General features: G+C 64.4%; 29 protein-coding genes and 2 pseudogenes. 20 read left to right on the top strand and 11 right to left on the bottom strand.

The features are described 5' to 3' along the window. Positions 1–966, bottom strand: a 966-nt coding sequence (locus GJ631_RS09990; RefSeq protein WP_156709014.1) for an NAD(P)/FAD-dependent oxidoreductase, incomplete at its 3' end; no start/stop codon positions are given. A 147-nt stretch (positions 967–1113) separates the two neighbouring features. Here GJ631_RS09990 and GJ631_RS09985 point away from each other — a divergent pair. Then, on the top strand, positions 1114–2535 hold the full coding sequence (locus GJ631_RS09985; RefSeq protein WP_156709013.1) for an archaellin/type IV pilin N-terminal domain-containing protein: 1422 nt from the start codon (positions 1114–1116) through the stop codon (positions 2533–2535). A 10-nt stretch (positions 2536–2545) separates the two neighbouring features. On the opposite strand, the gene GJ631_RS09980 is transcribed toward GJ631_RS09985, so the two are convergent. Beyond that, on the bottom strand, positions 2546–3358 hold the full coding sequence (locus tag GJ631_RS09980; protein ID WP_156709012.1) for an alpha/beta fold hydrolase: 813 nt from the start codon (positions 3356–3358) through the stop codon (positions 2546–2548). A gap of 136 nt (positions 3359–3494) precedes the next feature. Here GJ631_RS09980 and dacZ point away from each other — a divergent pair, with 136 nt between their 5' ends. From dacZ to GJ631_RS09965, 3 genes are read left to right on the top strand one after another with little or no spacing between them, the layout of a single operon-like run. Continuing rightward, positions 3495–4304 carry a diadenylate cyclase DacZ gene (gene dacZ, locus GJ631_RS09975; protein ID WP_156709011.1) on the top strand — a complete coding sequence of 270 codons (810 nt, stop codon included), beginning with the start codon at positions 3495–3497 and terminating at the stop codon, positions 4302–4304. Next, the gene (locus GJ631_RS09970) at positions 4304–5098 is read left to right on the top strand and encodes a mechanosensitive ion channel domain-containing protein (RefSeq protein ID WP_156709010.1); all 795 of its coding nucleotides are present in this window, start codon (positions 4304–4306) and stop codon (positions 5096–5098) included. The genes dacZ and GJ631_RS09970 overlap by 1 nt, the downstream gene beginning before the upstream one ends. A 58-nt stretch (positions 5099–5156) precedes the next feature. Beyond that, positions 5157–5663, top strand: coding sequence for a redoxin domain-containing protein (locus GJ631_RS09965; RefSeq protein WP_156709009.1), 507 nt, complete (start codon positions 5157–5159; stop codon positions 5661–5663). 16 nt (positions 5664–5679) lie between these two features. Here the strand turns inward: GJ631_RS09965 and GJ631_RS09960 are convergent. The 3 genes and pseudogenes from GJ631_RS09960 to GJ631_RS09950 all read right to left on the bottom strand — a co-directional run bounded on the left by GJ631_RS09960 (position 5680) and on the right by GJ631_RS09950 (position 8425). Further along, a pseudogene (locus GJ631_RS09960) lies at positions 5680–6205 on the bottom strand (acyltransferase). A gap of 31 nt (positions 6206–6236) precedes the next feature. Beyond that, positions 6237–8120: a DEAD/DEAH box helicase gene (locus GJ631_RS09955; RefSeq protein ID WP_370518631.1), complete on the bottom strand. Its 1884-nt coding sequence runs from the start codon at positions 8118–8120 to the stop codon at positions 6237–6239. Between the two features lie 59 nt (positions 8121–8179). Further along, on the bottom strand, positions 8180–8425 hold the full coding sequence (locus tag GJ631_RS09950; RefSeq protein WP_156709007.1) for an Rdx family protein: 246 nt from the start codon (positions 8423–8425) through the stop codon (positions 8180–8182). A gap of 119 nt (positions 8426–8544) precedes the next feature. Between GJ631_RS09950 and GJ631_RS09945 the strand changes: the two genes are divergently transcribed. Together GJ631_RS09945 and GJ631_RS09940 are read left to right on the top strand one after the other, a co-directional pair. Then, positions 8545–8808 (top strand): hypothetical protein, encoded by a 264-nt coding sequence (locus GJ631_RS09945; protein WP_156709006.1) that lies wholly within the window; start codon positions 8545–8547, stop codon positions 8806–8808. A gap of 57 nt (positions 8809–8865) precedes the next feature. Beyond that, positions 8866–9156 carry a DUF5779 family protein gene (locus GJ631_RS09940; RefSeq protein WP_156709005.1) on the top strand — a complete coding sequence of 97 codons (291 nt, stop codon included), beginning with the start codon at positions 8866–8868 and terminating at the stop codon, positions 9154–9156. On the opposite strand, the gene GJ631_RS09935 is transcribed toward GJ631_RS09940, so the two are convergent. Beyond that, on the bottom strand, positions 9149–9847 hold the full coding sequence (locus GJ631_RS09935) for a VOC family protein (RefSeq protein WP_156709004.1): 699 nt from the start codon (positions 9845–9847) through the stop codon (positions 9149–9151). The two genes, GJ631_RS09940 and GJ631_RS09935, sit on opposite strands and share 8 nt — an antisense overlap. Before the next feature lie 107 nt (positions 9848–9954). Between GJ631_RS09935 and GJ631_RS09930 the strand changes: the two genes are divergently transcribed. Both GJ631_RS09930 and GJ631_RS09925 read left to right on the top strand, forming a co-directional pair. Beyond that, entirely contained in the window at positions 9955–10620 is a 666-nt protein-coding gene (locus GJ631_RS09930; protein WP_156709003.1) for a hypothetical protein, read from the top strand. 91 nt (positions 10621–10711) lie between these two features. Then, the gene (locus GJ631_RS09925; protein WP_231753944.1) at positions 10712–12796 is read left to right on the top strand and encodes a hypothetical protein; all 2085 of its coding nucleotides are present in this window, start codon (positions 10712–10714) and stop codon (positions 12794–12796) included. Positions 12797–12823: 27 nt separating this feature from the next. Here GJ631_RS09925 and GJ631_RS18565 read toward each other — a convergent pair whose 3' ends face one another. Continuing rightward, the gene (locus tag GJ631_RS18565; RefSeq protein ID WP_197424968.1) at positions 12824–12979 is read right to left on the bottom strand and encodes a hypothetical protein; all 156 of its coding nucleotides are present in this window, start codon (positions 12977–12979) and stop codon (positions 12824–12826) included. A 234-nt stretch (positions 12980–13213) separates the two neighbouring features. On the opposite strand from GJ631_RS18565, the gene GJ631_RS09920 reads away from it, so the two are divergent. Further along, positions 13214–13627 (top strand): hypothetical protein, encoded by a 414-nt coding sequence (locus tag GJ631_RS09920; protein ID WP_370518630.1) that lies wholly within the window; start codon positions 13214–13216, stop codon positions 13625–13627. On the opposite strand, the gene GJ631_RS09915 is transcribed toward GJ631_RS09920, so the two are convergent. Further along, positions 13615–13824, bottom strand: a complete 210-nt coding sequence (locus GJ631_RS09915; protein WP_156709000.1) for a ribbon-helix-helix domain-containing protein — start codon at positions 13822–13824, stop codon at positions 13615–13617. The genes GJ631_RS09920 and GJ631_RS09915 overlap by 13 nt on opposite strands. Before the next feature lie 95 nt (positions 13825–13919). On the opposite strand from GJ631_RS09915, the gene GJ631_RS09910 reads away from it, so the two are divergent. Next, positions 13920–14249, top strand: a complete 330-nt coding sequence (locus tag GJ631_RS09910; RefSeq protein WP_156708999.1) for a hypothetical protein — start codon at positions 13920–13922, stop codon at positions 14247–14249. Here the strand turns inward: GJ631_RS09910 and aglJ are convergent. Then, the gene (aglJ, locus tag GJ631_RS09905) at positions 14246–15181 is read right to left on the bottom strand and encodes an S-layer glycoprotein N-glycosyltransferase AglJ (protein WP_156708998.1); all 936 of its coding nucleotides are present in this window, start codon (positions 15179–15181) and stop codon (positions 14246–14248) included. The two genes, GJ631_RS09910 and aglJ, sit on opposite strands and share 4 nt — an antisense overlap. Before the next feature lie 120 nt (positions 15182–15301). Between aglJ and GJ631_RS09900 the strand changes: the two genes are divergently transcribed. The 4 genes and pseudogenes from GJ631_RS09900 to GJ631_RS09885 all read left to right on the top strand — a co-directional run bounded on the left by GJ631_RS09900 (position 15302) and on the right by GJ631_RS09885 (position 19913). Next, positions 15302–18094 (top strand): oligosaccharyl transferase, archaeosortase A system-associated, encoded by a 2793-nt coding sequence (locus GJ631_RS09900; RefSeq protein ID WP_156708997.1) that lies wholly within the window; start codon positions 15302–15304, stop codon positions 18092–18094. Continuing rightward, a complete protein-coding gene (locus tag GJ631_RS09895) occupies positions 18095–19039 on the top strand; it encodes a DUF368 domain-containing protein (protein WP_156708996.1) in 945 nt (314 codons plus the stop codon). Between the two features lie 25 nt (positions 19040–19064). After that, positions 19065–19653 (top strand): annotated as a pseudogene (locus GJ631_RS09890) (rhomboid family intramembrane serine protease). A 32-nt stretch (positions 19654–19685) separates the two neighbouring features. Then, on the top strand, positions 19686–19913 hold the full coding sequence (locus GJ631_RS09885; protein WP_156708995.1) for a hypothetical protein: 228 nt from the start codon (positions 19686–19688) through the stop codon (positions 19911–19913). Between the two features lie 3 nt (positions 19914–19916). Here the strand turns inward: GJ631_RS09885 and GJ631_RS09880 are convergent, their stop codons facing one another. Continuing rightward, the gene (locus GJ631_RS09880) at positions 19917–21107 is read right to left on the bottom strand and encodes an FAD-dependent oxidoreductase (RefSeq protein ID WP_156708994.1); all 1191 of its coding nucleotides are present in this window, start codon (positions 21105–21107) and stop codon (positions 19917–19919) included. 78 nt (positions 21108–21185) lie between these two features. Here GJ631_RS09880 and GJ631_RS09875 point away from each other — a divergent pair, with 78 nt between their 5' ends. Genes GJ631_RS09875 through GJ631_RS09865 form a run of 3 tightly spaced genes read left to right on the top strand, consistent with a single transcriptional unit; the run spans position 21186 to position 23504 of the window. After that, positions 21186–22175 (top strand): PLP-dependent cysteine synthase family protein, encoded by a 990-nt coding sequence (locus GJ631_RS09875; RefSeq protein ID WP_156708993.1) that lies wholly within the window; start codon positions 21186–21188, stop codon positions 22173–22175. A gap of 44 nt (positions 22176–22219) precedes the next feature. Beyond that, positions 22220–22915, top strand: coding sequence for an RNase P subunit p30 family protein (locus GJ631_RS09870; protein WP_156708992.1), 696 nt, complete (start codon positions 22220–22222; stop codon positions 22913–22915). Continuing rightward, positions 22899–23504, top strand: coding sequence for a class I SAM-dependent methyltransferase (locus tag GJ631_RS09865; RefSeq protein ID WP_156708991.1), 606 nt, complete (start codon positions 22899–22901; stop codon positions 23502–23504). Before GJ631_RS09870 ends, GJ631_RS09865 begins: the two co-directional genes overlap by 17 nt. Positions 23505–23510: 6 nt before the next feature. On the opposite strand, the gene GJ631_RS09860 is transcribed toward GJ631_RS09865, so the two are convergent. Then, a complete protein-coding gene (locus tag GJ631_RS09860; protein WP_156708990.1) occupies positions 23511–23879 on the bottom strand; it encodes a HEPN domain-containing protein in 369 nt (122 codons plus the stop codon). 168 nt (positions 23880–24047) lie between these two features. Between GJ631_RS09860 and GJ631_RS09855 the strand changes: the two genes are divergently transcribed. The 3 genes from GJ631_RS09855 (at position 24048) to GJ631_RS09845 (ending at position 26091) form a co-directional block, all read left to right on the top strand. Then, complete coding sequence (locus GJ631_RS09855) at positions 24048–24533, top strand: Rpp14/Pop5 family protein (RefSeq protein ID WP_370518629.1); 486 nt, start codon at positions 24048–24050, stop codon at positions 24531–24533. 2 nt (positions 24534–24535) lie between these two features. Further along, positions 24536–25285: an archaeal proteasome endopeptidase complex subunit alpha gene (psmA, locus tag GJ631_RS09850; protein WP_156708988.1), complete on the top strand. Its 750-nt coding sequence runs from the start codon at positions 24536–24538 to the stop codon at positions 25283–25285. 80 nt (positions 25286–25365) lie between these two features. Next, positions 25366–26091, top strand: a complete 726-nt coding sequence (locus GJ631_RS09845; protein WP_156708987.1) for a ribosome assembly factor SBDS — start codon at positions 25366–25368, stop codon at positions 26089–26091. The last annotated feature ends 59 nt before the right edge of the window (positions 26092–26150 follow it).

The following is a 26150-nucleotide window of genomic DNA, read 5'->3' as shown; positions in this document are numbered from 1 at the left end:
GGGGGAGTCGAAGCTGTACGTCGCGAGTCGGGCGCGTTCGCCGTCATCGTCGCGGCGCTCGCGGACGAGTCGGTCGATGTTCTTCGCGGCGATTCGCGCCTCCCGGACGGCCGTCTGGGCGCTGGCTGGCACTGCTTCGCCCCACTCGTCGGTGACCGCGCCGGCATCACCGACGACGAAGGTTCCGTCACCGACTACGAGGTCGGCGTTGACGGGGCGTCGCTCGCCGCCGAGGGCGTCTGGACCGCGGATGCCGCCGGTCCAGACGAGGAGGTCGGCCGAAAGCGTTCGGCCGTCGGCGAGGCCGATACCGTCTTCGTCGGCGCGCTCGACGGTTGCTCCCGTCTCGACGGCTATCCCGCGGGCGTCGAGTTCTTGCCGAACGGCGCGGGCGAAACTCTCGCCGAACGACGGGGCGACGCGGTCGGCCATCTCGACGACGGTCACGTCGAGGTCGAGGCCCTCGGAATCGGAGAGCGCCGCGAGTTCGCCGGCGACCTGAATCCCCGAGAGACCGGCGCCGCCGACGACCGCATGGCCGCCGGCCGAATCGAAGGCATCGCTGCGGATGGTTTCGGCGTGGTCCAGCCGCTTCAGGGGCGTGGCGTGCTCTTCGACGCCCGGAAGGTCGTAGAAGGCTGTCTCGGCGCCGAGACACACCGCGGCGAAGTCGTACTCGAGGGACTCCCTCTCGCCGCTTACCTCCAGGGTCGCGACGCCCGCCTCGGGGTCGATTCCGGTTACACGGGCCTGCCGAACCGTCGCTCGGGTGAGGACCTCCCCGAGCGGTACGGTGAGGGTCTCCGCGAGGTCCGGGTAGCGAATGACTCGATGCAGTTCGTGTTGGACGAGATGCGAGGGCGACTCGTCGACGACGACGATGTCGACCGCCTCCGGGAGCCACCGCTCGAGTCGTCGGGCGACCGTCAGACCGGCGTAGCCAGCGCCGAATACAGCAACGCGCATACTCATCGTAGGCGCGGCGAACGCATAGTCCCTCTGGGTGTGTCATCGTCTTCCGTTCGCTCTGCGGATTCTTTCGAACAGTCTCGATTTCGAAACTCGAATCGCCTCGCCCATTAATAAACTCTGAAGAGCACGAAACGAACGACAATGAAAACCGGCGGTGAGCGGGCGCAATCAGGGGTCATCGGGAACGTGCTCATTTTGGGATTCGTACTCACTGCTGCAGCGACTATCGTGGTCATTGGTGGAGCCGCATTCGCCGACACGAAAGCCGACGCACAGATGCAGAGCGCAGAACAGGCTGTCTCACAAATAAGCGCAGGCGGTGGTCAGGTCGGCTTGGGTGGGTCCCCTCGTCAGCAGTTCCGTCTCGATGGGGATGACGGGACCGTTTCGTTCCGGCCGAACGCCGGGTCAGTCCGAGTGTATCACGATTACGAGAGCGGGGAAACCGAAATTCTCAACGCTTCGTTTGGTGCCCTCGTCTACTCCGTCGGCGATGAGGAAGTGGCCTATCAGGGTGGTGGCGTCTGGCGAGGCGACGACGGCGGTAGCATCATGGTCACGCCGCCGGAGTACCACTACCGTGGACGGACGCTGACGTTCCCACTGGTCCGAATGACCGGTCAGCCGTGGTCTGACTCCGGAACGGTTCGGGGGACGATGGCCGACAATGGAACGGAAGTCGTGTTTCCTGATGGGGGGTTGGGGAATCCACTCGACAACGGCACGGTGTACGTGGAGGTCCAGAGCGACTACCACGATGGGTGGGCGACGTTCTTCGAGAGTCGTGCCGAAGGAAACGTCCAGCACTTCCCCGACAATCGGACGGTCGTCGCTGACCTAACCGTCCCCTTCGAGGAGACGTTCGACCACGCCGTCGCGGCGACGACCGTCGGCGGAATCGACGAGAGTGCGGTCGATGGCCCGACCATCGACGGCGTCGACCGGCCGTCTCCGAGTTCCGAAATCGAGGCACGTGTCGACGACTGCCGGAGTGGTGGATGTGAGTCCCTCGACGGGACCGTCGAGAACGAAGTTATCGAGGACGGGGTCCACTACGCCGACGAGTCGGTCACCATCGGGTCCGATACGACCTTCGACACCAGCGACGGTGATATCGACGTCGTCGTCAACGGCGACCTCACTCTGAAGGGACAGGGCGGCCCCCACAGCGCAGACCAGCAAATAACCGGTGGTGGCACTGTCACGGTCTACGTAAACGGGACGCTCGACGCCAGTGGCAATCCATTGACGAACACGAACGGCGACCCGTCGGATTTGCTCGTTCTGATTCATACGAACCAGAGCAATACCCTCTCGTTCAGCGGTACGGCGCAGTTCACCGGCGCAGTGTACGCACCAGGGTCGACAATCGAAATCAACGGCGGCGGCGCGGTTGACGACAACATCGTCGGCGGCGTCGTCGCAGAGTCCTTCGAGGCCGATGGGAACGGAAAACTCGCTTACGAACCGATGACCCACGAGTTGGAGTTGAACAACACGGAGAACCAGATTACGTTCCTCCACGTTTCGGAAAACAGAATCGACATCGAACGAGCCGATTAGCGGGCAGCGGTCAGTACACGCCGTCGAGGAACGCGGCGAGTGCGTCGTTGACGGGGTCGGGGTTTTCGAGGTTCGAGGAGTGGCCGGCCTCGGGAACCATCACCCGCTCGGCGTCCAGTCGCTTGAGGAGCGAGTCGGAGCGCTCGGGTTCCAACGCCGCGTCCTCCTCGCCGTGGACGACGAGCGTGGGCACGTCGATGCCGTCGAGTTCGTCGGTGAAGTCGGGACGTTCGAGCCACGAGTTCACCTCGTGATACACCGATTCGCCGGGATAGGTCCGCCAGCGGTCGACCCACGTCTCGGCGAGGTCGGTGTTCTCCTCGTTGGTCGTCGCCCCGAAGAGGATGTGCTGGATGACGCCGGCCAGTTGTTCGGGGACCTCCCCCGCTTGCCGGGCCGTCTCTATCATCTCTCCGTAGCGCTCGATTTCGTCCTCGTCGTGTGGCCCGGCAGTGGTGTCTATCATGACGAGGCCGTCGACCCGGTCGGGGTACCGCTCGGCGAACCGCAGCGCCATGAACCCACCCATAGACATGCCGCCGAGGACACAGGAGTCGATACCTTTCGCGTCCATCAGCGCGGCGCAGTCGTCGGCGAGGTCGTAGAGGTCGTAGGGGCCGACGTAGCGGTCGGTTCGCGCCCGGGTGTCGTAGGCGACGACGCGGTAGTCGTCTTCGAGGGCCTCGATTTGGGGCGCGAACATCGTTCGGTCCATGAGCGTCCCGTGACACAACACGAGGGGCGGTCCGTCGCCGCGGTCCGTGGCGACTGTTTCCGGGCGTCTCCGATAGCGTTCAACCGAGAGGTCGTCAGACGGTGCCATGACACATGGGAGAGTGCCACGGCCTTATAATTGTGTGCGAACCGACTGACTCCGAACCTATCGGCTGGGTGGGGTTCGTCAGTCACGTGTCGTACTGCCCGCAATCTTTTTTCCTGTCTGATTCGATAGGCAAATGATGAGTGAACTCGGGGACCTGTTGGACGATATCGTAGCAGACGTGGATAGTGTGTTCCTGTTCTCCCCGAGCGCATCGCTTTTCGAGCGGTTCGCCGACGCCGAGACGCCGGTGGTCGTCGTCAGTCCGGAAAACGACGTCGACGCCGACAACTACGTCGAACTCCCCCTGGAGTTTCGGGACCTCAGCGAGCGGATTCGCTTCGGTATCGAGGGGGGCCTTGACAACGAATTCCTCGAGGAAGGCGACCAAGTCGCGTGTGCGACGAAACTGTACGCCGACGACATCGATACGGTGTCTCGGGTCCGCGCGGGGGACTTCGAGCACTCCGGGGTGTACGACCTCTTCGTCAACAGCCGTGCCGACCCCAACGTCATCCGGAACGTCCTCGAAGTCGCAATCGAATTGGGGAAGAAGGGACAGAAAGGCAAACGCGTCGGCGCGCTGTTCGTCGTCGGCGACGCCGGCAAGGTGATGAACAAGTCCCGCCCGCTGAGCTACAACCCCTTCGAGAAGAGCCACGTCCACGTCGGCGACCCCATCGTCGACGTGATGCTCAAGGAGTTCTCGCGGTTGGACGGCGCCTTCGTCATCAGTGACGCCGGGAAAATCGTCTCGGCGTACCGGTACCTCGAACCCTCCGCCGAGGGGGTCGACATCCCGAAGGGACTCGGTGCCCGTCACATGGCTGCCGGCGCCATCACTCGCGACACCAACGCCGTCGCGGTCGTCCTCTCGGAGTCCGACGGACTGGTTCGCGCCTTCTCGGGCGGTGAAATCGTCCTCGAACTCGACCCGGAGGAGTACTGATGCCGTTGGGTACCGCACGCGGGTGGTACGGCGACCTCACGGCGGCCGAACAGAACCTCGCCGTCGCCGTCGCGGTCGTCCTCGGTGGCCTGATACTCGGTGCGGTGACTGCATGGGTCGTCCGTCGCGTTCTCGTCGCTTTCAGCCTCGACGAGGCTGTCGAAGGAACGCCGTTCGAGCGAACCGCCCAGCAACTCGGCAGTTCCAGCGTCCGCCTGCTCGCACAACTGTGTGGCCTGTTCGTCTTCACCGTCGCGGCGGTGTACGCGCTCCGAACCCTCGGCGTCCTCCCCTCGGAACTGTTCATACAGGAGTTGGTAGACTTTCTCCCGCGTGTGTTCATCGCCGTCCTCGTCGTGATGGTCGGCCTCATCGCCGCCGACAAGGCAGAACTCGTCGTCGGCGAACAACTCCGAAGCATCAAACTCCCGGAAGTGACGCTCATACCGACGCTGGTGAAGGTGTCGGTGCTGTACGTCGCGGTACTCATCGCGCTGTCGCAACTCGGCGTCGCGACCGGCGCGCTGTTGGTTCTGCTCGCGGCCTACGCCTTCGGCGTGTTCTTCCTCGGCGGACTGGCGTTCAAAGACCTCCTGTCGTCGGCCGCGGCCGGTATCTACCTGCTTTTGACCGAACCGTACACCATCGGCGACGAGGTCGAAGTCGCGGGCAACCGCGGCATCGTCCAGGAGATGGACGTGTTCGTCACCTACGTCGAAGACGACGGCGAGGAGTACATGATACCGAACCGGATGGTGCTTCGCGAGGGTGCGATGCGAGTTCGGGAGACTTGATTGCGCTCGCGGCTTCGGTGACCCACAGAATTTTGCCTCGAACCGACGAAGGCGTCGTATGCTCTCGGAAGGGACGACCGCGCCCGACTTTACCCTCTCTGGACTCGGACTGCCGAACGACGCCGACGAACGGAGGATGACCGAATACCACCTCGAGGAGTTCGCTCGCGGCACCCCGACACTTCTCGCGTTCTACCCCGGCGATTTCAGCCCCGTCTGTACCGACGAACTCTGTTCGCTGCGCGATATCGCACTTTCGGCCATCGATACGTCTCGAGATGTCTACGGTATCTCCCGGGACAGCCTCTTCACGCACGAGGCGTTCGCCTACGACCACGACATCGATTTCCCGCTTTTGAGCGATGTCGAAGGGGACGTCTGTGCAGCCTACGACGCCATCCACGAGGAGGACGCGGGGGACGGCGTCGAAGCGGGACTGGCCAAGCGGACCCTGTACGTCCTCGCACCGGATTTGACTATCGAGTACGCCTGGCAGTCGGACGACCCCTGGGTCGACCCCGACATCGAAGCGGTCGTCGACGAGTTGGTCGCCGCAGGGGCCTGAACGGCCGGAACCCGACTTACTCCTCGTCGCCGTCGACTGGCTCGGCGGGAACGCCGGCCCACGTCTCTCCCGGTGGCACGTCGTCGGCGACGAGCGAGTTGGCGGCGACCTGCGCCCCCGCGCCGATTTCGACCCCCGGTAACACGACCGCGCCGGCGCCTATCATCGCTCGCTCGCCGACGTGTATCTCCCCCGGTTCGGTACTCCTCTTGGAGGAACTCGTGACACAGCAGCGTCGCGTCGTAGCCGATGATGGCGTCGTCGCCGACCGTGATGAGTTCGGGCCAGAACACGTCCGGGGTCGACTCGAGCCCCCACGAGACGCCGGTCCCGACGTCGACACCGACGCGGCGCAGCAGCCAGTTCTTCAGCCGCAGACTCGGGGAGTGTCGCGCCGCGACGATGAACGCGTAGTTGAACGCGACGCGGAGGGGGTGTTTCGCGTCGGTCCACGACTGGAGGGAGTTGCGTGGTCCCGGCGTCGGATGGCGAGCGAGTCGCTCGTGGCGGGGCTGGCCGTCCGTCTCGGAGCCGTCTGTCACGAATCGACAATCGGGGGGTACCGATTTGAACCTACTCCTCGCCGGCGGGGATTGCGTCGTCGCCGGCCACCCGTCCCCCGCCGAAGGCGACGGGGTCGGCCTCCCGGACGCGGACGCCTCGCGAAGCGAGGTGTTGTGTCCGCTTGCGGGCGAAGTCCTCCTCGCGTGTTCCTCGCGTCGCGAGGACGTACATCCGCGCTTTGCCGACGGGGCGCATCGTTCGGCCGGCCCGTTGGGCGCCCTGTCGGCGCGACCCACCGAGTCCCGAGGCGGCGATGGCGACCTCCGTGTCGGGTAAGTCGATGCCTTCGTCGCCGACCCGGGAGACGACGATGGTGTCGAGTGGGCCGGTTCGGAACCGGTCGAACAGCCGACTCCGACGGGCGTGTGGCGTCTCGCCGCTGATGAATGGCACGCCGAGAGCCTCCGCAATCGCGTCGCCTTGCTCGATGAACTCCACGAAGACGATGGCTTTCGAACCGCGGTGGTCGCGGAGAATCGCCTCGATTTCCTGTATCTTGGCTGGGTTGGTCGCCGCGAGTTGCCGCTTTTCGTGGCCCTCGCTGGAGCCGTACTCGTTGCGGTGGGTCTCGGAGGCCCACGGGAGGTACCGAATCTCGACTTCGGGTTCGGCGACGTAGCCGGCGTCGAACAGCGCGTCCCAGTCGGTACCGATGGGCCGGCCGACGAGGGTGTAGATGTCGCGTTCCTTGTCGTCCTCTCGGATGGGCGTCGCCGACAGCCCGAGCCGATGTTTCGTCTGCAGGTCGGCGCTGCGTCGGCTAATCGGCGCCGGGATGTGGTGGACCTCGTCGTAGACGATGAGTCCCCACTTCCGGGAGTCGAACAGCATCCGGTGGCGGTCCATACCCGCCGTCTGGTAGGTGGCGATGGTGACGGGACGAATCTCCTTTTCGCCGCCGTGGTACTCCCCGACCTGCTCGGCAGTGAGGGAGGTGTCTTCGAGGATTCGCTCGCGCCACTGGGCGGCCAACTCTCGGGAGGGGACTAAGATTAGCGTTTCCCCCTCGATGTCGGCCATGATGCCGAGGGCGGCGACGGTCTTGCCGGACCCCGGTGGCCCGACGAGGACGCCCGACTTCGCGTCGGCGAAGCGAGCGACCCAGTCGGCCTGATACGGGCGCAAGTCGAGTTCGAGTTCGAGGGGAAGGTCGTCGCCCAAATCAAGCTGGCGGTCGTCCTGTACCGGATAGCCGGCCTCGTACAGCGTTCGCTTGAGTTCGGCTGTTTTTTCCTCGGCGACCCACGCCGTCTCGTCGCCGATGCGAGCCCGGAGGACGCCATCGGCGAGGTGCTGTTCGGCGACGTTGCCGAGTAGGTCCGCACTCTGTGCTTCGAGGACGACGTAGCCGTCCTCGTGAGTGGCCAGTCGGAACCGGTGGGCGCGAGTCCACTGTCCCTCGACCCACTCCTCTAAGGCGTCGTAACGGCCACCGAGCGCCGAGCGGATGGTCGTCCGGAGGTCCTCGTAGTCGTCGTGTGGAACGTTCCAGATGTCCTGTTCGCGGAGTTCGTAGATGTACCCCTGTTCGCGGTTCGTATCCCGGAGGTGTGCGAACTGGGAGAGTCGCGCGCGGGTGAACTGTGTCGGGTTGTCGGCGACGATTTCCCGACGCTTCGGGAACACCGTGATGCGTTCGCGGGTCGCGGTTTCGCGGTAGTCGCTCGGGAACCAGACGACCGGGTCGGATTCGACGTCGAGTCGCTGGAGGTCGCCGGTCTCGACGAGGGATTCGAGGGCGTCGACGGCGGCCGACTGCGAACAGTCGACGAGGCGGGCGACTTCGCTGGCGGTGACGACCGGTCGCTCGTGGCGTTCGAGGGCGTCGAAGAACGTCCCAACGTCGACCGCCGGGTCGTCGGGTTCGTCGGGTGTGGCGGACTCGTCGGTCACTGACGGCCGTAGGAGTCGAGCGGACAAAAGCGGCCCGTGTCATCGACGCACCGTGTGGGTTAGACGGCCAATCGAGTACGGACGGCGGCGACGGCCTCCATCGGGTCGACGCGGCCGTCGGGGTCGACCGACCACACCGGTTCGTCGTCGACGTGAACACAGAACACCTCCTCGCCGCTGGGGTCCAGCGTGACGCCGTCGATTTCGTCGTAGTCACGGAGATAATCCGAGAGAACTCGCTGTGTCGCGACCGCCTCGGCCCCGAGCCGACACGGGGCGCAGTACTCGATGGCGATTCGTACCATACCAACCGACAACACGCAGATAATTTAATGACAGGTGTTGGTGGCAGGCGTTGCCAGAACACACACCGTCGAATTCCGGAACGGACAACGGTTATCCCGCGTCGACACCCACCGAGGATATGCTCAACCTCAACCTCGATTCGTTCATGGTCGAGTTCAAGGACGGAAGCATCAAGAACGTCGGCCCGACCGACAAGTCGGCGACCGCCAAACTGTTCGACGTGACCGCCGTCGAGGGGCGTGCATTCGGTGACCGACGGGTGAAAATCGTCGCCACCGATGCGGAGGGCAACGAGGTACAGATAGCTCTCGACCCCGAGCAAGCCGCTGCAGTCGCAGACGACATCGACGCGCTGCGGGAGGAAAGCGCGGTATTCGAGTGAACTCCGGCCCGCAAGTGAGGCCGGCAGGCTTTTTCTTCAGCGCTCGATGCATCGGGTATGAGCGACTTCGACCTGGACTTGCAGACGGCGGAGGGAGAACTCGACGAACCCGAATCGAGCGGTCGGGTCGTCCTCGGCGTCCTCGACGGGACGACAGACCCCGAGGAGTGGGTCGGTCACATCGAAAGCGGCGACGTACTCGTGTTGAACGTCGAGGGCGACCTCAACGAACTCGCGGCGGGGTTCGCCCGCGAGATTCGGGACATGGGCGGGGAGTTGATGCACTTCCGGGACTTCCTCGTCGTCTCCCCACCCGGTCGGGACATCGACACCGACCGGCTCAGCTGAGAAACGTCAGATAGTGGCCGTCGGGGTCACGGATTCGGACCCCGCCGTCTACCGACTCCCGTTTCGTCACGCGAGCGGCGACGGAGTCAGCCACGCGTTCGGGGTCCTGTGAGTTCACTCCCACGTCGACGTGGACGCCGCCGCGGGCGTCGGCCAGCCCCAGATGCGGTTCCCACAACTCGATGTCGAACGGGCCCGTCGTCAGCCGCGTCCGTCGCCTGTTGTCGCCCTGGTCGACGATTTCGAAGCCGAGGTCGGTGTAGAACGCCTCCGCGCCCGGGAGGTCTTCGACCTCGAAGACCACTTCGAAAATCCCCGAAAGCGCCGGACTGTCGCGGTCGGTGCTCTCGCCCGCACTCCCGATTTCGACGCAGTTACCCTCGGGGTCGTAAAAGTACAGCGAGCGCATTCCGCCGAAGTCGACCTCCTGTAGTTCGAAGTCGTCTTCGAGGCGGTCCCACCACGCATCGTAGTCGTCTTCCGAGCAGGCGAAGGCGTAGTGGGTGTGGAGTCCGCCCCGAGGAACACCGTCGGGTTGGCGAAGGCGGAGTTCGGCGTTACCGCCGACGTCGAGAGTGACTTCCCGGTCGGACTCGGAAGCGACCGGAACGTCGAGGTGCGTACGGTAGAACTCGACGACCGGGTCGAGATGCTTGACCTCCAGCGTCAGCCAGCGGCACGCACCGAGCATACAGGAGATGTGGCCGCCACGTCGATAAACCCCGGGGGCGGTCGGCGGGGGTGGTGACGACTGCCGGCACTCCGATATTTATACCGCGTCGGGCCGTTCTTGTCGGTATGCCGATTAAAAGCTCCGGGCCCGCGGAGATGGAAGTCGTAGACCGTTTCGACGAGGGCGTCGGTTGGATCGCCCACCCCGAGGAGACGATGCAGCGTGCCTCCCACGCCGTCGTCAGCGACGGCGAGGTGTGGGTCCTCGACCCAGTCGACGCCGACGGGGTCGACGAACTGCTGGCGGAGTTCGGCGAGGTCGCCGGTGTCGTCACGCTCTTGGACCGACACAAGCGTGACTCTGCAGCCGTCGCCAACCGCCACGACGTACCCGTCTTCGTCCCCGAGTGGATGAACGGGGTCGCCAACGCCCTCGATGCGCCCACCGAACGGTTCGGCGACCGGTTGGCCGATTTCGAGGTCGAAGCACTCGTCGACAATCCGCTCTGGCAGGAGGCGGTCCTGTACGACGGCGAGACGCTCGTCGTTCCCGAGGCACTCGGGACCGTCGACTACTTCCGAGCGTCCAGCGAGGACCTCGGTGTTCATCCGATGCTGCGGATGATTCCCCCGCGGTCGCTGCGGGAGTACGACGCCGAGCGGCTACTCGTCGGCCACGGCCCCGGCGTCTTCGAAGACGCGAACGAACTCATCAGGACGGCTCTCAAGGGCTCCCGCTCGAAGGCGCCCAACATGTACATCAAGAGCTTCAAGCAGTTTTTGGGATTCTGACACCGTCGATAAGCTTTTCCTCGTGACAGGAGAACCGCCGACAGGAATGGGTTCCGGCACGAGCGGTGGGGAGGGAGAACACATCAATCGTGTGTCTGTACGCTCCCTCGATGGCGAGTGCGGGATTCGCATCGACGACCGCATCGAACGGCGCCACTGTGAGATTCGAACGGACCGTCCGTCCCACCCGACGCCAGCCGACGAGACGCAGTTCAGGTATCCCGTCGACACGGCAGTCCAACTCACGGCCGGGCGACTCACGTTCGAAGGGTTTTCCCGGACCTTCGTCCACGACGGCCCGGACGTTACCGAGGTTGAGTACTTCGAGTCGGTGTCGTTCGACGACGGCCACTACACCCTCGAACTGTCGGGGCCGGTGAAACTCTACGTCGAACTCGAAGGCGCGATAGACGTTCAGACGACGGTCACCGAGATGGACGTATCACTCTCGGAGGCCGCGTCGGTCCGAATCGGCGCACGCTCGTATCACGAACAGCCGGCGGCGACGGTCACCACGACCGACGACCCGACGGACGTGATGGCCGCCGTGTCGACGTTCGGCAGCGCGATGAAGACGACCGGAAGCGAGCGGTCGTACCCCACACTCCGCGGGCACCCGCCTACGCTCCAGCGAGGGTCGTCGCTGTCCGTCCCCAGCGGGCTACAGCCACCCGAGACGGACGTTCACATCGAAGTCCCCGAGTCGCTGTTAGAAACGCTCGCCGTCGCACCGCTGGCGTACTATCTCGGCGCCGAAGTCGTGCCTGGGTCCGACCCCCAGCTCGTCGTCGATGGGGAACCGTTCTCCCTGGAGGGGGACGGCGGCTTCGAGCGGACTGTCGAGCGGACGCTCAAGCGGACCTTCTTCCTCGACTGCGTGGTGCGGACGGCAGGCCCCCGGTCGATTCCGCTATACGAGCGCCGCGCCGTGGAGTCGTCGCTCGATATCGACCTGAGCGATTTGTACGGACGGTCCGGCGCCGAGCGCCTCGCGGCGTACAACACCGTCGATTACGATACGATTTCGTCGTTCGTCCCGACGTGGAAACTCACAGCCCACGTCGACCCCGTCGGGTCGAGTCTCGAGGTGTTGCCGTTCCTCGTCGACGACCTCGCGGTCGTCCGCTCGCCGTCACAGCTCTCCGTGGCGGGCGACGACCCGTTCGCCCAGGACGCCGACCCGTTCGAGGCGTCGACGCCCGACGACGGCGAGTTCGTCCGTTCGACGACGCGCTCCCCATTGGATTCTTCGGCAACACCGACCCAGCACGTCCAACCCGACCAGGCGGACTCCCTCGAACAGACGTGGGTCGGAGAGGGAACGCCATTGGGCGCCAGCAAGGCCATCCCGGAGGCGTTCCGGAACCGACTGGACCGAGAGCCGCGTGAGGGTGACATCGAAATCGTCGTCGTCTGCAACGACGAGGAGATGCTGGAGGAACGCGACGTCGCCGCAGAGGTGTACGGCTCCCGCGAGGAGTTCCCCATCGACGTGACCTTCTACGAGGATTTGACCACCGACCGCCTCGCGCTCGTCCTCGAATCCGACGTGGATTTCTTCCACTACATCGGCCACGTCGACGAGGGGGGCTTCGAGTGCTCCGACGGCCTGCTCGATGCCGATTCAGTCGGTGACATCGAGCTCGACATCTTTTTTTTGAACGCCTGTCGCTCCTACCGACAGGGGCGACGACTCATCGAGAAAGGCGCGATTTCCGGCGTCGTAACGCTCGACGACGTGATAAACAGCGGTGCGGTCCGAATCGGGAAGACGCTGGCACAACTGCTCAACTACGGGTTCCCGCTGCGGTCGGCGCTGAACATCGCACGCGAACGGAGCATCGTCGGGACGCAGTATCTCGTCATCGGTGACGGGAACGCGGATATCGCACAGGCGCAAGGTGTGCCATTACTCGCGGACGTTACCTCGAATGGTGGGGACGATGGATACGAGTTGCACATAACGACGTACGCGACGACGGGAATCGGGATGGGCGCTCAGTTCAGGCCTGCCATAGACGGTGTTCAAAACGTGTACCTTTGCCCCGGCCAAATCCCGGAGTTCGACGTTTCGGAGTCGACGTTGAAGCAGTACTTTTCGACGGCAGTCTTTCCAGTCCGGTTCGACGGGGAGTTCACCTGGTCGGACCGTATTTCCGAAGAAGAACAGCTCTAATCGCGCATCGACGATTCGTTCGTAATTTTAGGGACCAGCGTAGACACCGCCGCCGCCAGCGACGTTACCGGCTTGCGTCAGCAGTAGCAGCGCCGTGAACAGGACGCCGGCCATTCGGGGGTGCTCTGCGAGGAACGCCTTAATCGAACTCGACTCCGACTCGGGGGTAGTGCTTGCGGACATTACACTTCGTTCAAAGGAGGGCATACATATAAAGTTTTTGTCAAATTAAAGATAAAATTAACGTATGCCATCCGTCTGCCGTCTCGGCGCTCGCCCGCACGGGTTATTTATAATCACGTGTTAACTTCCCTCACGATACGGCTAATGAACTGTTAGTTCTACCGACGGGCCGTCTCAGGACGTGAAAATTTGGCTGTTCGACGGACATTTACCGCTGTTCGTCGTACTATCCTCGTGGTCTACATCACGCAGGGACTGCTGACTGCGCTGTTTGAGCTGGCGGCGGACCGCGACCCCGCCTCGGTGACTGTCGCACTAGCGGTGACGCCAGCGACGGAACTCGACGCCGACCTTCCGTCCGAGGCGTCGGTGTTCACCGACATGTACCTCCCCGACACCGGCGGGTCGGTCACTGCGGTCTTCGGGATGGATCTCTCGACGCCCGGCACAGCCGGCCGTTTCATCTCACATCCGGACGGCGTGTTGGCGGTGACGAAAGCCGACGACCTACACGAAGTCGTCTTCGTCGCGGTGCCACCGTACGAGGAGGAGTGCGTCGCCGCCTTCGACCGCTCCGGCGAAGAATACGGTATCGAAGTCGTCGATGCCGCCCCGCCGCCGGGAGAACTCGAGGACTACTCCAGGTAACCGAGGTCCTGGAGCTGGTCGGTTATCTCTTCGAACTCCGCCTCGGTGAGTTCACCGCGCTGTTGGTGCTGGATGACGATACTCCGGAGCAGAAACCGAACGAGGTCGCTCGTCGACGAAAAACTGGTTCCTTCGATTGTTTCCTCGACGCGCTCGGCGAGGTCCTTCGGAATCGAAACCGTCGTGTAGTCCGTCATGTGACCCGAGACGGCGCCGGACCGGATAGGCGTTGTCCATCCGTGCGATGACGAGAGGTGAGGGTTTACGGTGATGAGGCTCGAACCTCAGTGTAATGGGAGTCCGGCCACCACAGCAAGGGGACGACGAAGTCCCCGACACAGTCGCCTTCGGTATCGCTGCGCTTGACGAGCACCTCGACCAGGCGGAGGTTCAGTTTCCGGCGACCCAGCGGGAACTGCTCGACGCGCTCGGCGACCCGGAAATCCCCTACGACGCGGCAGGCAACACGTTGTCCCTGTCGGAGGCTCTCGACAACACCCACGTCAGCAACTTCGAGACAAAACAGAACCTCATGAACGCACTCCATCCCGTCTTCGAGGCCCGACGACAAGCAGCCAACGGGAGCCTCGTTGGACAACTGCGGTCCCTGTTGCCCTTCTAATCTTCCAGTTCCCGGAGCCGGTCGGATATCTCCTCGAGTCGTCGCGTCTGCTCTCGGTTCACCGAGACGATGATATCCGACAGCACACCGAACATCAGCAACTGCATCGACAGGAGAATGAAGAACGCCGACAGCAGGGCGATAATCTCGTGTGAGATGCCACGGACGAAGTACTCGTAGCCGACGTAGCCGGCTAGAACGGTCCCGAGTGTGGTTCCGGCGACGGCGACGCTGCCGAAGTAGAAGATGGGATTGTTCGTCTTCGTAAGCGTGTACAGCGTGAGGACGATTCGGCCGCCGTCTTTCAGCGGATGGAGGTTCGTCTCGGAACCGCCGGGGCGGGCCTCGTATCGAATCGGAACGACCTCGGTCGAGACGCCCTGTCTGATGCATTCGACGGCGAGTTCCGTCTCGATGCCGAACCCATCGGCACCGAGTTTGAATCGCTCGAAGGAGGCGCGGGTGAACGCTCGATACCCAGAGAGGATGTCACGGAGGTTTCGTCCGTGGACGACGGCGAACAGCCGATTGATGAGTCGGTTGCCGACGGTGTTGAGGCGACTCATCGCGCCGTCTTCCATGTCGGCGAATCGGTCTCCGATGACGTGTTCTGCCCGCCCATCGAACAGCGGTTCGAGCATCGCTTCCGCGTCTTCCGGTCGATACGTCCCGTCGCCGTCGGCCATCAACACGTACGGCTTCTCGACGTGTTCGACGCCCTCGCGGACGGCCTGTCCCTTCCCCGACCCGGACTGAGTGAGGACACGCGCCCCGTGCTCGCGGGCGATGTCGCGCGTTCCGTCAGTGGAGTCGCCGTCGACGACGAGGACGTGTTCGAACCCCTCGGCGCGGAACCCATCGATAACGTCGCCGATGGTCTCGGCCTCGTTCAGCGTCGGCAGGAGGACACACACGTCCGCGAGGTCGGGCATTATCGCCGTCTGGAACACCGAAGGTTAAAAAGACCAAGCTTTCCGTGGTCGCCCACGCGGGCCACCCTTTCGAAGACCAATGGAAAAGGCTTATGCGCGTTTTGACAGTGGGTCAGGGCAATGAGTCAGCGGTTCGACCAACTAGAGGAGCGACTCGACGAGTACGAGTCGCAACTCGACATCATCTACCGACTGTACCACATCCCCGTCATCGTGGCCCTCATGGCGTTCATGTTGTGGGTCCGGGTGCGCAATTGGGAGCGCTTCCTCACCGACGACGGCGCGCTGTTCGCCGGCAACGACGCCTGGTATCACTACCGGTCGACGAACTACGTCCTCGAAAACTACCCGTTCACCATGCCCTACGACGTGTGGACAGGGTTCGACACCGGAACCACCGCGGGACAGTTCGGGACCCTCTACGACCAGCTCATCGCGACGGCAATTCTCGTCGTCGGCCTTGGTGACCCCTCACAAGGAACCATCGACACCGTGTTCATCCTCGCGCCGGCCGTCTTTGGCGTCCTGTGTGCGATTCCGCTGTACTTCCTCGGAAAGCGGTTCGGTGGCCGCTTCGGCGGCATCGTCGCCGTCGCCCTCCTCGCACTGACGCCCGGAGCCTTCCTCTCGCGGAGCGTCGCCGGATTCACGGACCACCACGTCGCCGAGACCCTGTTCATGTCCATCTCGCTGTTGGCGATTATCGGGATGCTCACGGCGGCCCAACGTGACCAACCCATCTACGAATTCATCACCGCCCGCGAGTTCGAAGAACTCAAACGCCCGCTCGGGTGGGCCGTCCTCGCGGGCCTCGCGATGACGGCTTACATCCTCGTGTGGGCACCCGGCATCTTCCTCGTCGGTATCCTCGGCTTCGTCTTCCTCGTTCACCTCACGATGGAGTACCTGAAGGGCCACAGCCCCGACCACGTTGCCATTCCCGCGGCCGTTTCGATGGCCGTCGTCGCGGTTCTCATGTTGCTGTTCCTCCAGACTCCAGAACTCTCCGCTACGGATTACTCGCTGGTCCAACCCCTCATCGCGCTCACCGTCGGCGTCGGCGTCCTGTTCATGGCAGGTCTTGCCCGACAGTGGGACCGACGTGACCTCGCTGCGCGGCTGTATCCGGTCACCATCGTCGGTATCGGCGTCGTCGGACTCGGCATCATCGCGGTCGCACTCCCGGATGTTTTCGATTTCATAGTCTCGCAGTTCATCCGGGTCGCCGGCCTCACGACCTCCGACACGGCTGCGACGGTCGGTGAGGCACAGGCCGTAACCAATCCCGGACAGTTCTTCTACAGTTCCTACGGCTTCGCCATCTTCACCGCCCTCTTCGGGTTCGGTCTCCTCGCATACCGGTTCGTAGTCTCGGACCGGCCGAAGGGTGAGGACTCTCTCATCCTCGTGTTCACCGTCTTCATGCTGCTGGCGACGCTGACCCAGCGACGGTTCGACTACTACTTCGTCATCTCGGTCGCCGTCCTCAACGCATACGTCGTCCACTGGGTGTTCGGCTTCGTCGACCTCGAAGCGGTTCGGCGGGACGTTACCAACGTCCAACCGTATCAGGTACTCGTCGTTGTCGCACTGCTCGCCGTCGTCGCCGGACCCCTTCTCGTCATACAGGCACCGGTCGCCGCGACGGAGAACGTTGGTCCCGGCGGGGTCCAGAACTGGGAGGGCAGCCTCGATTGGCTCTCCGAGGAGACGCCCCAGATGGGGTCGTACTCGACGGGTGACGAACCCCGACTGGAACCGTACGGCACCTACGACAGGACTGACGACTTCGAGTACCAGAGCGGAGAGTACGGCGTGTTGGCGTGGTGGGACTACGGCCACTGGATAACCGTCGCCGGCGACCGGGTCCCGGTGGCGAACCCCTTCCAGCAGCACGCCACCGAATCCGCCGACTTCCTGCTGGCGGACAACGAGACCGAGTCGCTGAACATCCTGGAGGAGGACAGCGGTGAGGCCGAGGGGGTCCGCTACGTCATGGTCGACTACCAGCTCGGCTACGCGGGCACGACGAAGTACAACGCTCCCACGGCCTTCGAGTCGCGTCACGACGTTTCCTCGGGAGACGTCGGCGTGACCGTCATCAACCAGAACCGGCAACCGCTGTACGGCGTCCACACCCAACGCGCCTACGAGAGCATGCGCGTTCGGCTGTACCAATTCCACGGCTCTGCTGTCGAACCGGCGCGGTTCGTCTCCCGGTTCGGACAGTACGACCCCGAAAACGGCGTCGCGACGCCGCCCGAAGAGGGGTCGGTCATTCGCTCGTACAACAGCAGCGAGGAGGCTCGTGAGGCGGCCCAGCAGAACCCCAACGCGATTCACGGCGGCGTGATGGGTCAACCGAGCGAACGCGTCAACGCGCTGGAGCACTTCCGACTGGTTCATGGCAGCGAAGCGGGCGCTCGCTCGCCGTTCGAGCGCGCAACAGGTCAGCAAACCCAACCCGAATCCTGGGTCAAGACCTTCGAACGCGTCGACGGCGCCACCATCGAGGGAACCGGCCCCGCCAACGCCGAGGTCGAAACACAGGTCGAAATGGAGGTTGGCTCCACGGGTGAAACGTTCGTCTACAGGCAGTTCGCACAAACCGATGAGAACGGTAACTTCGAAATGACGGTGCCGTACTCGACGACCGGGTACGACGAGTACGGCACTGAGTCGGGTTACACGAACGTCTCGGTCCGGGCAAACGGTTCCTACCAGTTCGTCGCGTTCGGAGAGGGCGACCTCGTCGCGTGGACCGGCGATGCCAACGTGACCGAGGGACAGGTCCTCGGTGAGGACGATAGCGCAGTCAGTGTCGAACTGGAACAGCGGGCCGAAGTAAACCCCGTTGACGAAAGCGAAAACAGCACCCAGGGTCGCCAGGCGACCTACGCGCCACCAGCATAGATGTCGGATTCCGCCGGCCTCCGTGGATGGCTGGCGGTGTATCTCAAGGGCGCCTGCATGGGCGCCGCGGACACTGTCCCGGGCGTTTCCGGGGGAACTATCGCCGTCATCGTCGGTATCTACGAACGACTCATCACGGCGCTGACCTCCTTCGACCCGTCGTCGCTTCGGCTTCTGGCCCGCGTCCACACGGCGGAGGGCCGCGCCGCAGTCGCGGCGGAACTCGTCCGGATGGACGTTCCGTTCCTGCTCGTCCTCGGGGCCGGTCTGCTGTCTGCAGCGGCGACCATCGCGACGGCGATGAACGCCGCGCTTCAACTGTACCGGGCGCCAACCTACGCCTTCTTTTTCGGCCTCATCGCGGCGTCGGCGGTCGTCCTCTACCGGTACGTCGACGTGGGGACGCCACGCCGCATCGCGGTCGCCGCAATCGGCTTCGTCCTCGCGTTTCTCGTCACCGACCCTTCGCTGAGCGGGTCGACGCCGTCGACGCTTCCCGTGCTGTTCGTCGCCGGCGCCATCGCCATCTCCGCGATGGTGTTGCCGGGCGTCTCCGGGGCATTCCTGCTGTTGGTGCTCGGTCAATACGAGTTCGTCAGCGGCATCCCGCGGGCGATTCTCTCGGGCATTCTGGAAGCCATCGGGGGCAACACCGCGCCGCTTCTCGACGCGCTCGCACCGTTCGTGGCGTTCATGTCCGGCGCTCTCGTCGGCGTGTTTTCGGTCGCCTACGCCGTACGAGCGGCACTACGTCGGTATCGCGAGGCGACGCTGACGTTCCTGGTCAGCCTCATGGTCGGTGCCCTCCGACTGCCGGCGACGGAAGTTCTCGTGAACGTGGGGGAGGTGACGGCCGTATCGGTCGTTTCGATAATCGTTCCGGCCACCGTCGGCATCGTCGCGGTACTCTTCCTCGACCGCCATACCGACGACCTCGAATACTGATTACCACGGCGCTCGAAGACCGTCTATGGCCGACCGCCCGACGCTGACGACGCTGTCTCTGTTCGGGGTCGTCTTCGTCGCCCAAACGGTCGGCGGCGCGGTCGGGGTGGGGTCGTGGGCGTTCACCCTCGCGTTGCCGCTCGAACGCCACCCGTGGACGCTCGTCGTGAGCGTGTACGCCCACGGCGACCTTACGCATCTCGCCGCGAACGCTCTTGCACTCGTGGTCGTGGGACCGCTGGTCGCACGCGTGACGACACCGGTACGCTTTCACGCGTTCTTTCTCGCGACGGGAGCGTTGGCGGGCGTCACGCAGGTCGTCGTCACGGCGGTGTTCGGTCCGTCGGCAGTACTCGGCGCCAGCGGTGCGATTTTTGCGCTGTTCGGCTATCTCCTCGTCGGCAATCGGGCTTCCGAGCGAGTGTTGTCGTGGCTGCCGGTCGGTCGCCGCGGCCGACTCGCGGTGTTTCTGCTCTTGGCGGTCGGCGTCACGCTGGCGACGGCTGCCCCCCGGCGTCGCCGTGGTCGCACACTTCGTCGGCTTCCTTCTCGGTGCCCTCTGTGGTCGGCTCCGAGTGCTCCACGTGGGAGACAGTCGGCCCGAAATTGGGTAAACCCTGATATGGGCGTGGCGGAATCGCATCGTATGGTCAGATGGGGAGGGAATCGTGAAGGAGATTCACTGGGCGGTTTCACTCGGGTTCGGAAACCAATCGAGGCTGCGGCGTTCTGGGCGGCCGTTCTCCTCCCGGTCGCCTACGTCCCGGTGCTCGTCGACGGCATCGGTGGACTCCGAGGGGCCGGCCTGTTCACGTCGCTCGTCGTCTTGCACCTTCTCGTCCTCGCGGTCGGTCACCGATACGGTCGGCGGTGACGTTCAACCGACGATGTCGGTGTCCGCCGGCCCAGCAGCATCGAACTCCTCGACCAGCACGTCGAGTTCTTCGGCGTCTCCGGCCGGCAGTTCCGCGTCGGCGGTCCGACACGGTTCAGAGATGCCCAACCGCTCACAGACGGCGTCGGAGACGGCCTCGGCCATCAGTCGATACGTCGTCAGTTTGCCGCCGGTGACCGTCGTCAACCTCGCTACGTCGTGGCCGTGTACCTGAAAGCCCCGAGAGGCGTCTCGACCCCGCCCGCCGTCGTCGCCCGCATACAGGGGGCGGACGCCCCAGTACACGTCCACAACGTCGGCGTCGGCGACGGCAGGAACCATCGCGGCCCCCTCCGACAGCATCGCCTCGACGGCGGCCTCGTCGGTCGGGGACTCCTCTGGGTCTTCGACCGGCGTGCTGGTCGTCCCGAGGACGACGCGGTTCTCGTGTGGGACGACGATGTCCCCGTCGTCCGGCGGCCGACAGCGGTTGACGACTGAATCGACGCCGCCAACGTCGACGGCGACCATGACGCCCGTCGTCGGGGCCATCGGAACTTCGACCCCGGCGAGGTCGGCAATACGGCCGGCCCACGCGCCGCCCGCGTTGACGACGTGGTCGGCCTCGATTCGTTCGGCGTCGGTCTCGACGGCCGTGACCGTCCCCTCCGTGACGACGATGTCGGTCACAGGCGCGTTCGGACGTATATCGGCGCCGTGCCGTCGGGCGCTTTCCGCGGTCGCAGCGACGAGCCGGGAGGGGTAGATGACGCCATCGGGAACGCGGAAGGCACGTGTCACGTCCGAAGCGAGTTCCGGTTCGGTTTCGCGGGCGGCGTCGGCGGATAGCGTTTCCGTGGGCACGCCAACGTCTCGGCAGGCTTCGATGCGAGCGTCGAATGCGGCGGGGTCGTCGTCCGGAAGTTGGACGAACAGTCCTCCCGTTCGTTCGACTGCTTCGCCGGCGATATCCCGAAGCACGCGGCTCTCACGGATGCACTCGGCAGCGCCCTCGGGGTCGACCGTCGCGTACCGGGCACCGCTGTGCAACAGGCCGTGGGACCGACCGGTCGTTCCAGCCCCGAGGCCGCCGCGTTCGCACAGCACTACGTCGACGCCGCGCATCGCGAGGTCGCGGGCGACGCCGACGCCCGTCGCGCCACCGCCGATGACGACGACGTCCGTCACGGTCATATCGTCGCTTCGAGGGGTGGCCGCTTCAGTGTGTTCGTCGCCACACCGCTTTTCCTGTTGGCTGGCGACGTGGAGTGTATGAACGGCGCAGTCGGTGAGACGCCGCTCGTCGAACTCGACCTCGGTATCGGGCCGGACGTGTACGGGAAAGTCGAGTGGTTCAACGCCGCGGGCCGGGACCACGGCGGTGGGTCGATAAAGACCCGCATCGGAAAGGCGATGCTCGACGCCGCGGAGGCGGCACCGGACGGCATCGCGGAGGGGGAAACAATACTGGAGGCCTCGAGCGGCAACACCGGTACCGCAGTCGCGCGATTCGGTGCCGAACGGGGGTACGATGTCGAAATCGTCGTCCCGGAACACGCCGGCCGTGGCAAGGTCGACGCGATTCGGGACGCGGGCGCCTCGGTTCAGTTCGTCGACGAGGACCGTGGGTACGACGGGTTCGTCGAGGTCGCTCGCCGGCGGTACGAGGACTCTTCCGGTCGGTATTACTGGCCGAACCAGTACCAAAACCCCGCGAATCCGGCGGTCCACGCCGCGACGACGGGGCCGGAACTGTACCGCGGTACCGACACCGAGGTAGATCATTTCGTTGCGGGCGCCGGTACCGGCGGAACTATCACGGGCGTTGCACACGCGCTGGCCGACCGCGGCGTTTCGGTCCACGGATTCGAACCGGCCAGCACTGACCACGACATCGCCGGTCTCAAGCGGATGCGTTCACCCGAAACGTTCGTCCCCGACACAGTCGAGTTCGAGGCCCTCGATTCGCGACACGCCGTCGAAACCGATGCGGCCCACGAGTACGCTCGAGTGCTCCGGAACCGTCACGAAGCGACGGAGATATCGATTCGCGACACCGGGCAGTGGTCGGTCGAGGCGGTTCGAGACCACCTCCGCGTCGACGGCGAGTTCCTCGTCGGCCCCTCCAGCGGTGGGGCTGCCGCGTTGGTCGAGCGGTTGACTCGCCGGGGAATCATCGGCACAGACGAGACTGTCGTGATTCCGCTCGCCGACCGTGGAGACCGTTACCCCGACCGGGCGCTGTGGTCGGCGTACCTTTGAGGGAAGACACAACACCAAAGAGCGCGCCGGCCACACGCTGTCACATGTACGAGGGCGTCCACGCACACCCGGACGGCGAAGCGACCGTTGCGCGACTCGCACGGACGGCCGCGGAGTACGGGTACGACGGCGTGGTCGTTCGGAACCACGGCGACGCCCAAGCGAATTACGACGCCGATGCCATCGAAGACACCTACGATATCGACGTGGCCTCCGGCATCGAAATCAGAACCGACGACGCCGGACAGGCCAGCGGCCTCATCGGTAACTACCGCTCGAAGCGGGACGTCGTCTGTGTCCACGGTGGCGACCTCAACCGCTTCGCCGTCGAGCAGGCGAAAGTCGATGTCCTCGCCCATCCGATGCGGGACGGCGACGTGAACCACGTCCTCGCGAAGGAGGCTGCCGAAAACGGCGTCCACCTCGAGTTCAACTTCGGGCGAGTGCTTCGTGACGACGGCGGTCCCCGGGTACAGGCGATTCAGGGGCTTCGAAAACTCCGGGAGCTCGTCGACCAGTACGACGTGCCGTACGTCGTCTCCGCGGACGCCTCCTCGCATCTCGGCCTGCGCGGCCCGCGGGAGTTACTCGCGGTCGGGGCGACCGTCGGCTTCGACAGGGAGGCCATCGAAGTCGGGCTGTCCGCGTGGGGCGATATCGTCACAACGAACCGACAGCGGCGCTCCGAGACGTTCATAGAGCCGGGCGTCCGTATCGAAGAGCATGAAGAAGACGCTTGAGGAACACGCAGCGCGGTTCGACGACGTGGCACCGGAGTACGACGACGACAAGACCGAGGAGTACCGCGCCTGTGTCTCGCTCGTCGTCGAGTACGCCGACCCAACTGCCGAGGACACCGTTCTCGATTTGGGCTGTGGAACCGGCGCCATCGGGTTGGCCCTCGCCGAGGATGCCGGTCGCGTTCTCGGGCGGGACATCAGCGAGGGGATGATGGCAGAAGCCCGGGAGAAAGCCGCAGCGCGGGGTCTCGACAACGTCTCAATCGAGGCGGGGACGTTCCGAGATCCCAATGTCGAGGAGTCGGTCGACATCGTCGTCTCGAACTTCGCGATGCATCACCTCTCCGACGAGGAGAAACGGGCGGCAATCGGGGTCATCGCCGACCTCGGTCCGCGACGGTTCGTCCTCGGCGACGTGATGTTCTTCGGCGAACCCGACCCGGAGGAACCCTTCTACAGCCCCGAGGTCGACGACCCGGCCACGGTCGGGGTTCTCGCCGATGCACTCACCGAGAGTGGGTTTTCGCTGACGGCCGTCGAGATGGTCCACGAGCAAGTCGGCGTGCTGGTGGCCGAACGGACCGCGTAAGACGGCTCAACAGAAGTCCGTCATCTCGTCGACGAACCGCTCGGCCCGGACGATTTTCGCATCGAGGTCCAGTTCGACGGTTTCGTGTTCGTAGTCGGCCTTCTTGCGGTAGGCTCGCATGCTGTTGAGGAACTGGGCCTCCTCCATCGGAATCTCTTCGACCATGACCACGTCCTCGGCGAAGTGTGAGGGAACGTGGTCTTCGTCTTCGGGGAGGTTCCCACGCTCGGAGAGGACGGCCTGTGCAGCGTGAAACGCCGCGTAGTAGACGCGGTTGACGACGCCGGCAGTTGAGCCGTCGTTCTCGTTGAGTATTCGGGCGTCCGCGAGTGCTTCGCGGGCTTTCTCCAGTTCGGCGTCGACGTGTTCAGACATGGCTTCCCCCGTCCGTCGTGGTCTCGGTGTCGTGTTCGGAACGTCCCGACTCGTTCGTTCGTGTCTCGTGACACATGTGTATTCGATGAACAGTTTCCGTAATCAATCCCGCGGTTGTTGTCGGCAACGACCGCCGACTCTTTGTCGGTCCGTGACGTACATAGGTCCGTGAAACACCTCCCGAAGCACCTGCGTCCGCGGTGGCGGTATCTGGCGGTCGGGTTGGAGTCGTGGCCCGAGGCCGACCTCGACCGGCGGTCGTTCCAGCGAGAGCTGTGGTTCGCCGCCCAGAACCTCATCGGTGACGCCGGAAGCGCCGACCTCGATGGGTCGGTGCTGCACTTCCACTTCGAGGACGGCGACGGCGAAGCGGTCATCCGGGCTCGACGGGACGAAGTCGAACAGCTCCGGGCGGTGTTGGCGACCGTCGACGAAATCGACGGCCAGCCGTTGGGGGTGTTCGTCCGGGGCGTCAGCGGGACGGTCCGTGCGTGTGAGGAAAAGTATATAGGACGCCCGGGGGAAGAAATCGAAGAGAGAACCGTCGCGTTCGCCGACGCCGACCGGCCCGCAGTCGTCCGGAACGACCGAGTCGACGTGGACCTCTCCGGCGGTAACGTGGGCGCGACAGCACTCGATATCCGCGACAACTAACAATGCAGGGACAATCGCAGCAGCAGGCGTACGACCGGGGGATTACCATCTTCTCCCCGGACGGCCGTCTGTACCAGGTCGAGTACGCGCGAGAGGCGGTCAAACGAGGCACGGCGTCCATCGGGATTCGGACGGCCGACGGAGTCGTGTTGGCGGTCGACAAGCGCATCCGCAGTCCGTTGATGGAGCGGACGAGCGTCGAGAAAATCCACAAAGCCGACGACCACATCGGCATCGCGAGCGCCGGCCACGTCGCCGACGCACGGCAACTCATCGACTTCGCCCGCCGGCAGGCGCAGGTGAACACCCTCCGCTACGGCGAACCCATCGGCGTCGAGACGCTGACGAAGGCCGTCACCGACCACATTCAGCAGTACACGCAGGTCGGTGGCGCCCGCCCCTTCGGCGTCGCGCTCATCATCGGCGGCATCGAGGACGGCGAACCCCGCCTCTACGAGACGGACCCCTCCGGGACCCCCTACGAGTGGCAGGCCTTGGCCGTCGGCGCCGACCGCGGCGAAATCGAGGACTACCTCGAAGAGCACTACGACGAGGAGATGGACCTCGATTCGGGCGTCGGGCTCGCACTGGAGGCGCTGGCGTCGGTCAACGACGGCGAGTTGGCGCCGGAAGGCATCGGCGTCGCGACCATCTCCGTCGGCGACGAGCAGTTCCACGAACTCTCCGACGAAGAGACCGAGGCGCACCTCTCCGAACACGACCTGCTGGCGTCCGAGACGGACGAAGAATAATACGGCGGCGCCGACCGCACTCGTTTTCGACGGCCACCGTAGCAAACACCTTTTAGCCCGGGCCGCGCGTACCGGGATACATGATATCCCTTGACGAGGCGGTAACCGCACGGCTCGAATCCCACGGCCAGCGGTTCGAAGTGCTCGTCGACCCCGACGCGGCGCTTACCATCAAACGCGACGAGTTCGACGGCGAACTCGAGGACGTAATCGCCGCCGAGGACGTCTTCGAGGACGCCTCCTCCGGAGACCGTCCGCCGGAGAGTTCCCTCGAAGAGGTGTTCGGGACCACGGACCCCCTCGAAATCATCCCGGAGGTCATCAAACGCGGGGAGATTCAGATTACCGCCGAACAGCGACGGGAGATGCAGGAGCAGAAGCACAAACAGCTCGTCAACCAGATTGCCCGCAACGCGGTCAACCCCCAGATGGACGACGCTCCGCATCCACCGGAGCGAATCGAGCGCGCCTTAGAGGAGGCGGGCTTTCAGGTCGACCCCATGGAGCCGGTCGAAAATCAGGTTGACGACGCTCTCGACGAACTCCGGCCGGTCATCCCGATTCGATTCGACGAGGTCGTCGTCGCCGTGCAGGTCCCGGCCGACTACGCCGGCAGCGCCCAGGCCCAGATTCGACAGTTCGGCGAACTGCAACGCGAGGAGTGGCAGTCCGACGGCTCGTGGGTCGGCGTTCTGAAGTTCCCTGCGGGCCTCCAGAACGAGTTCTACGAACTCGTCAACGAACACACCAGCGGGGAAGCCGAAACGCGAATCGTCAAAGACGAAGACGAAATCGGAACCCGCTGAACCGCGTTCGTCTGTCAGTCAGTAACACGATTACCCGGCGCTTAAATATCGCCGTCGCG

Origin of the sequence: Natronomonas sp. CBA1123, from assembly GCF_009741925.1 — an archaeon.
GTDB lineage: Archaea > Halobacteriota > Halobacteria > Halobacteriales > Haloarculaceae > Natronomonas.
This window is presented reverse-complemented; position numbering and strand designations above follow the sequence as displayed.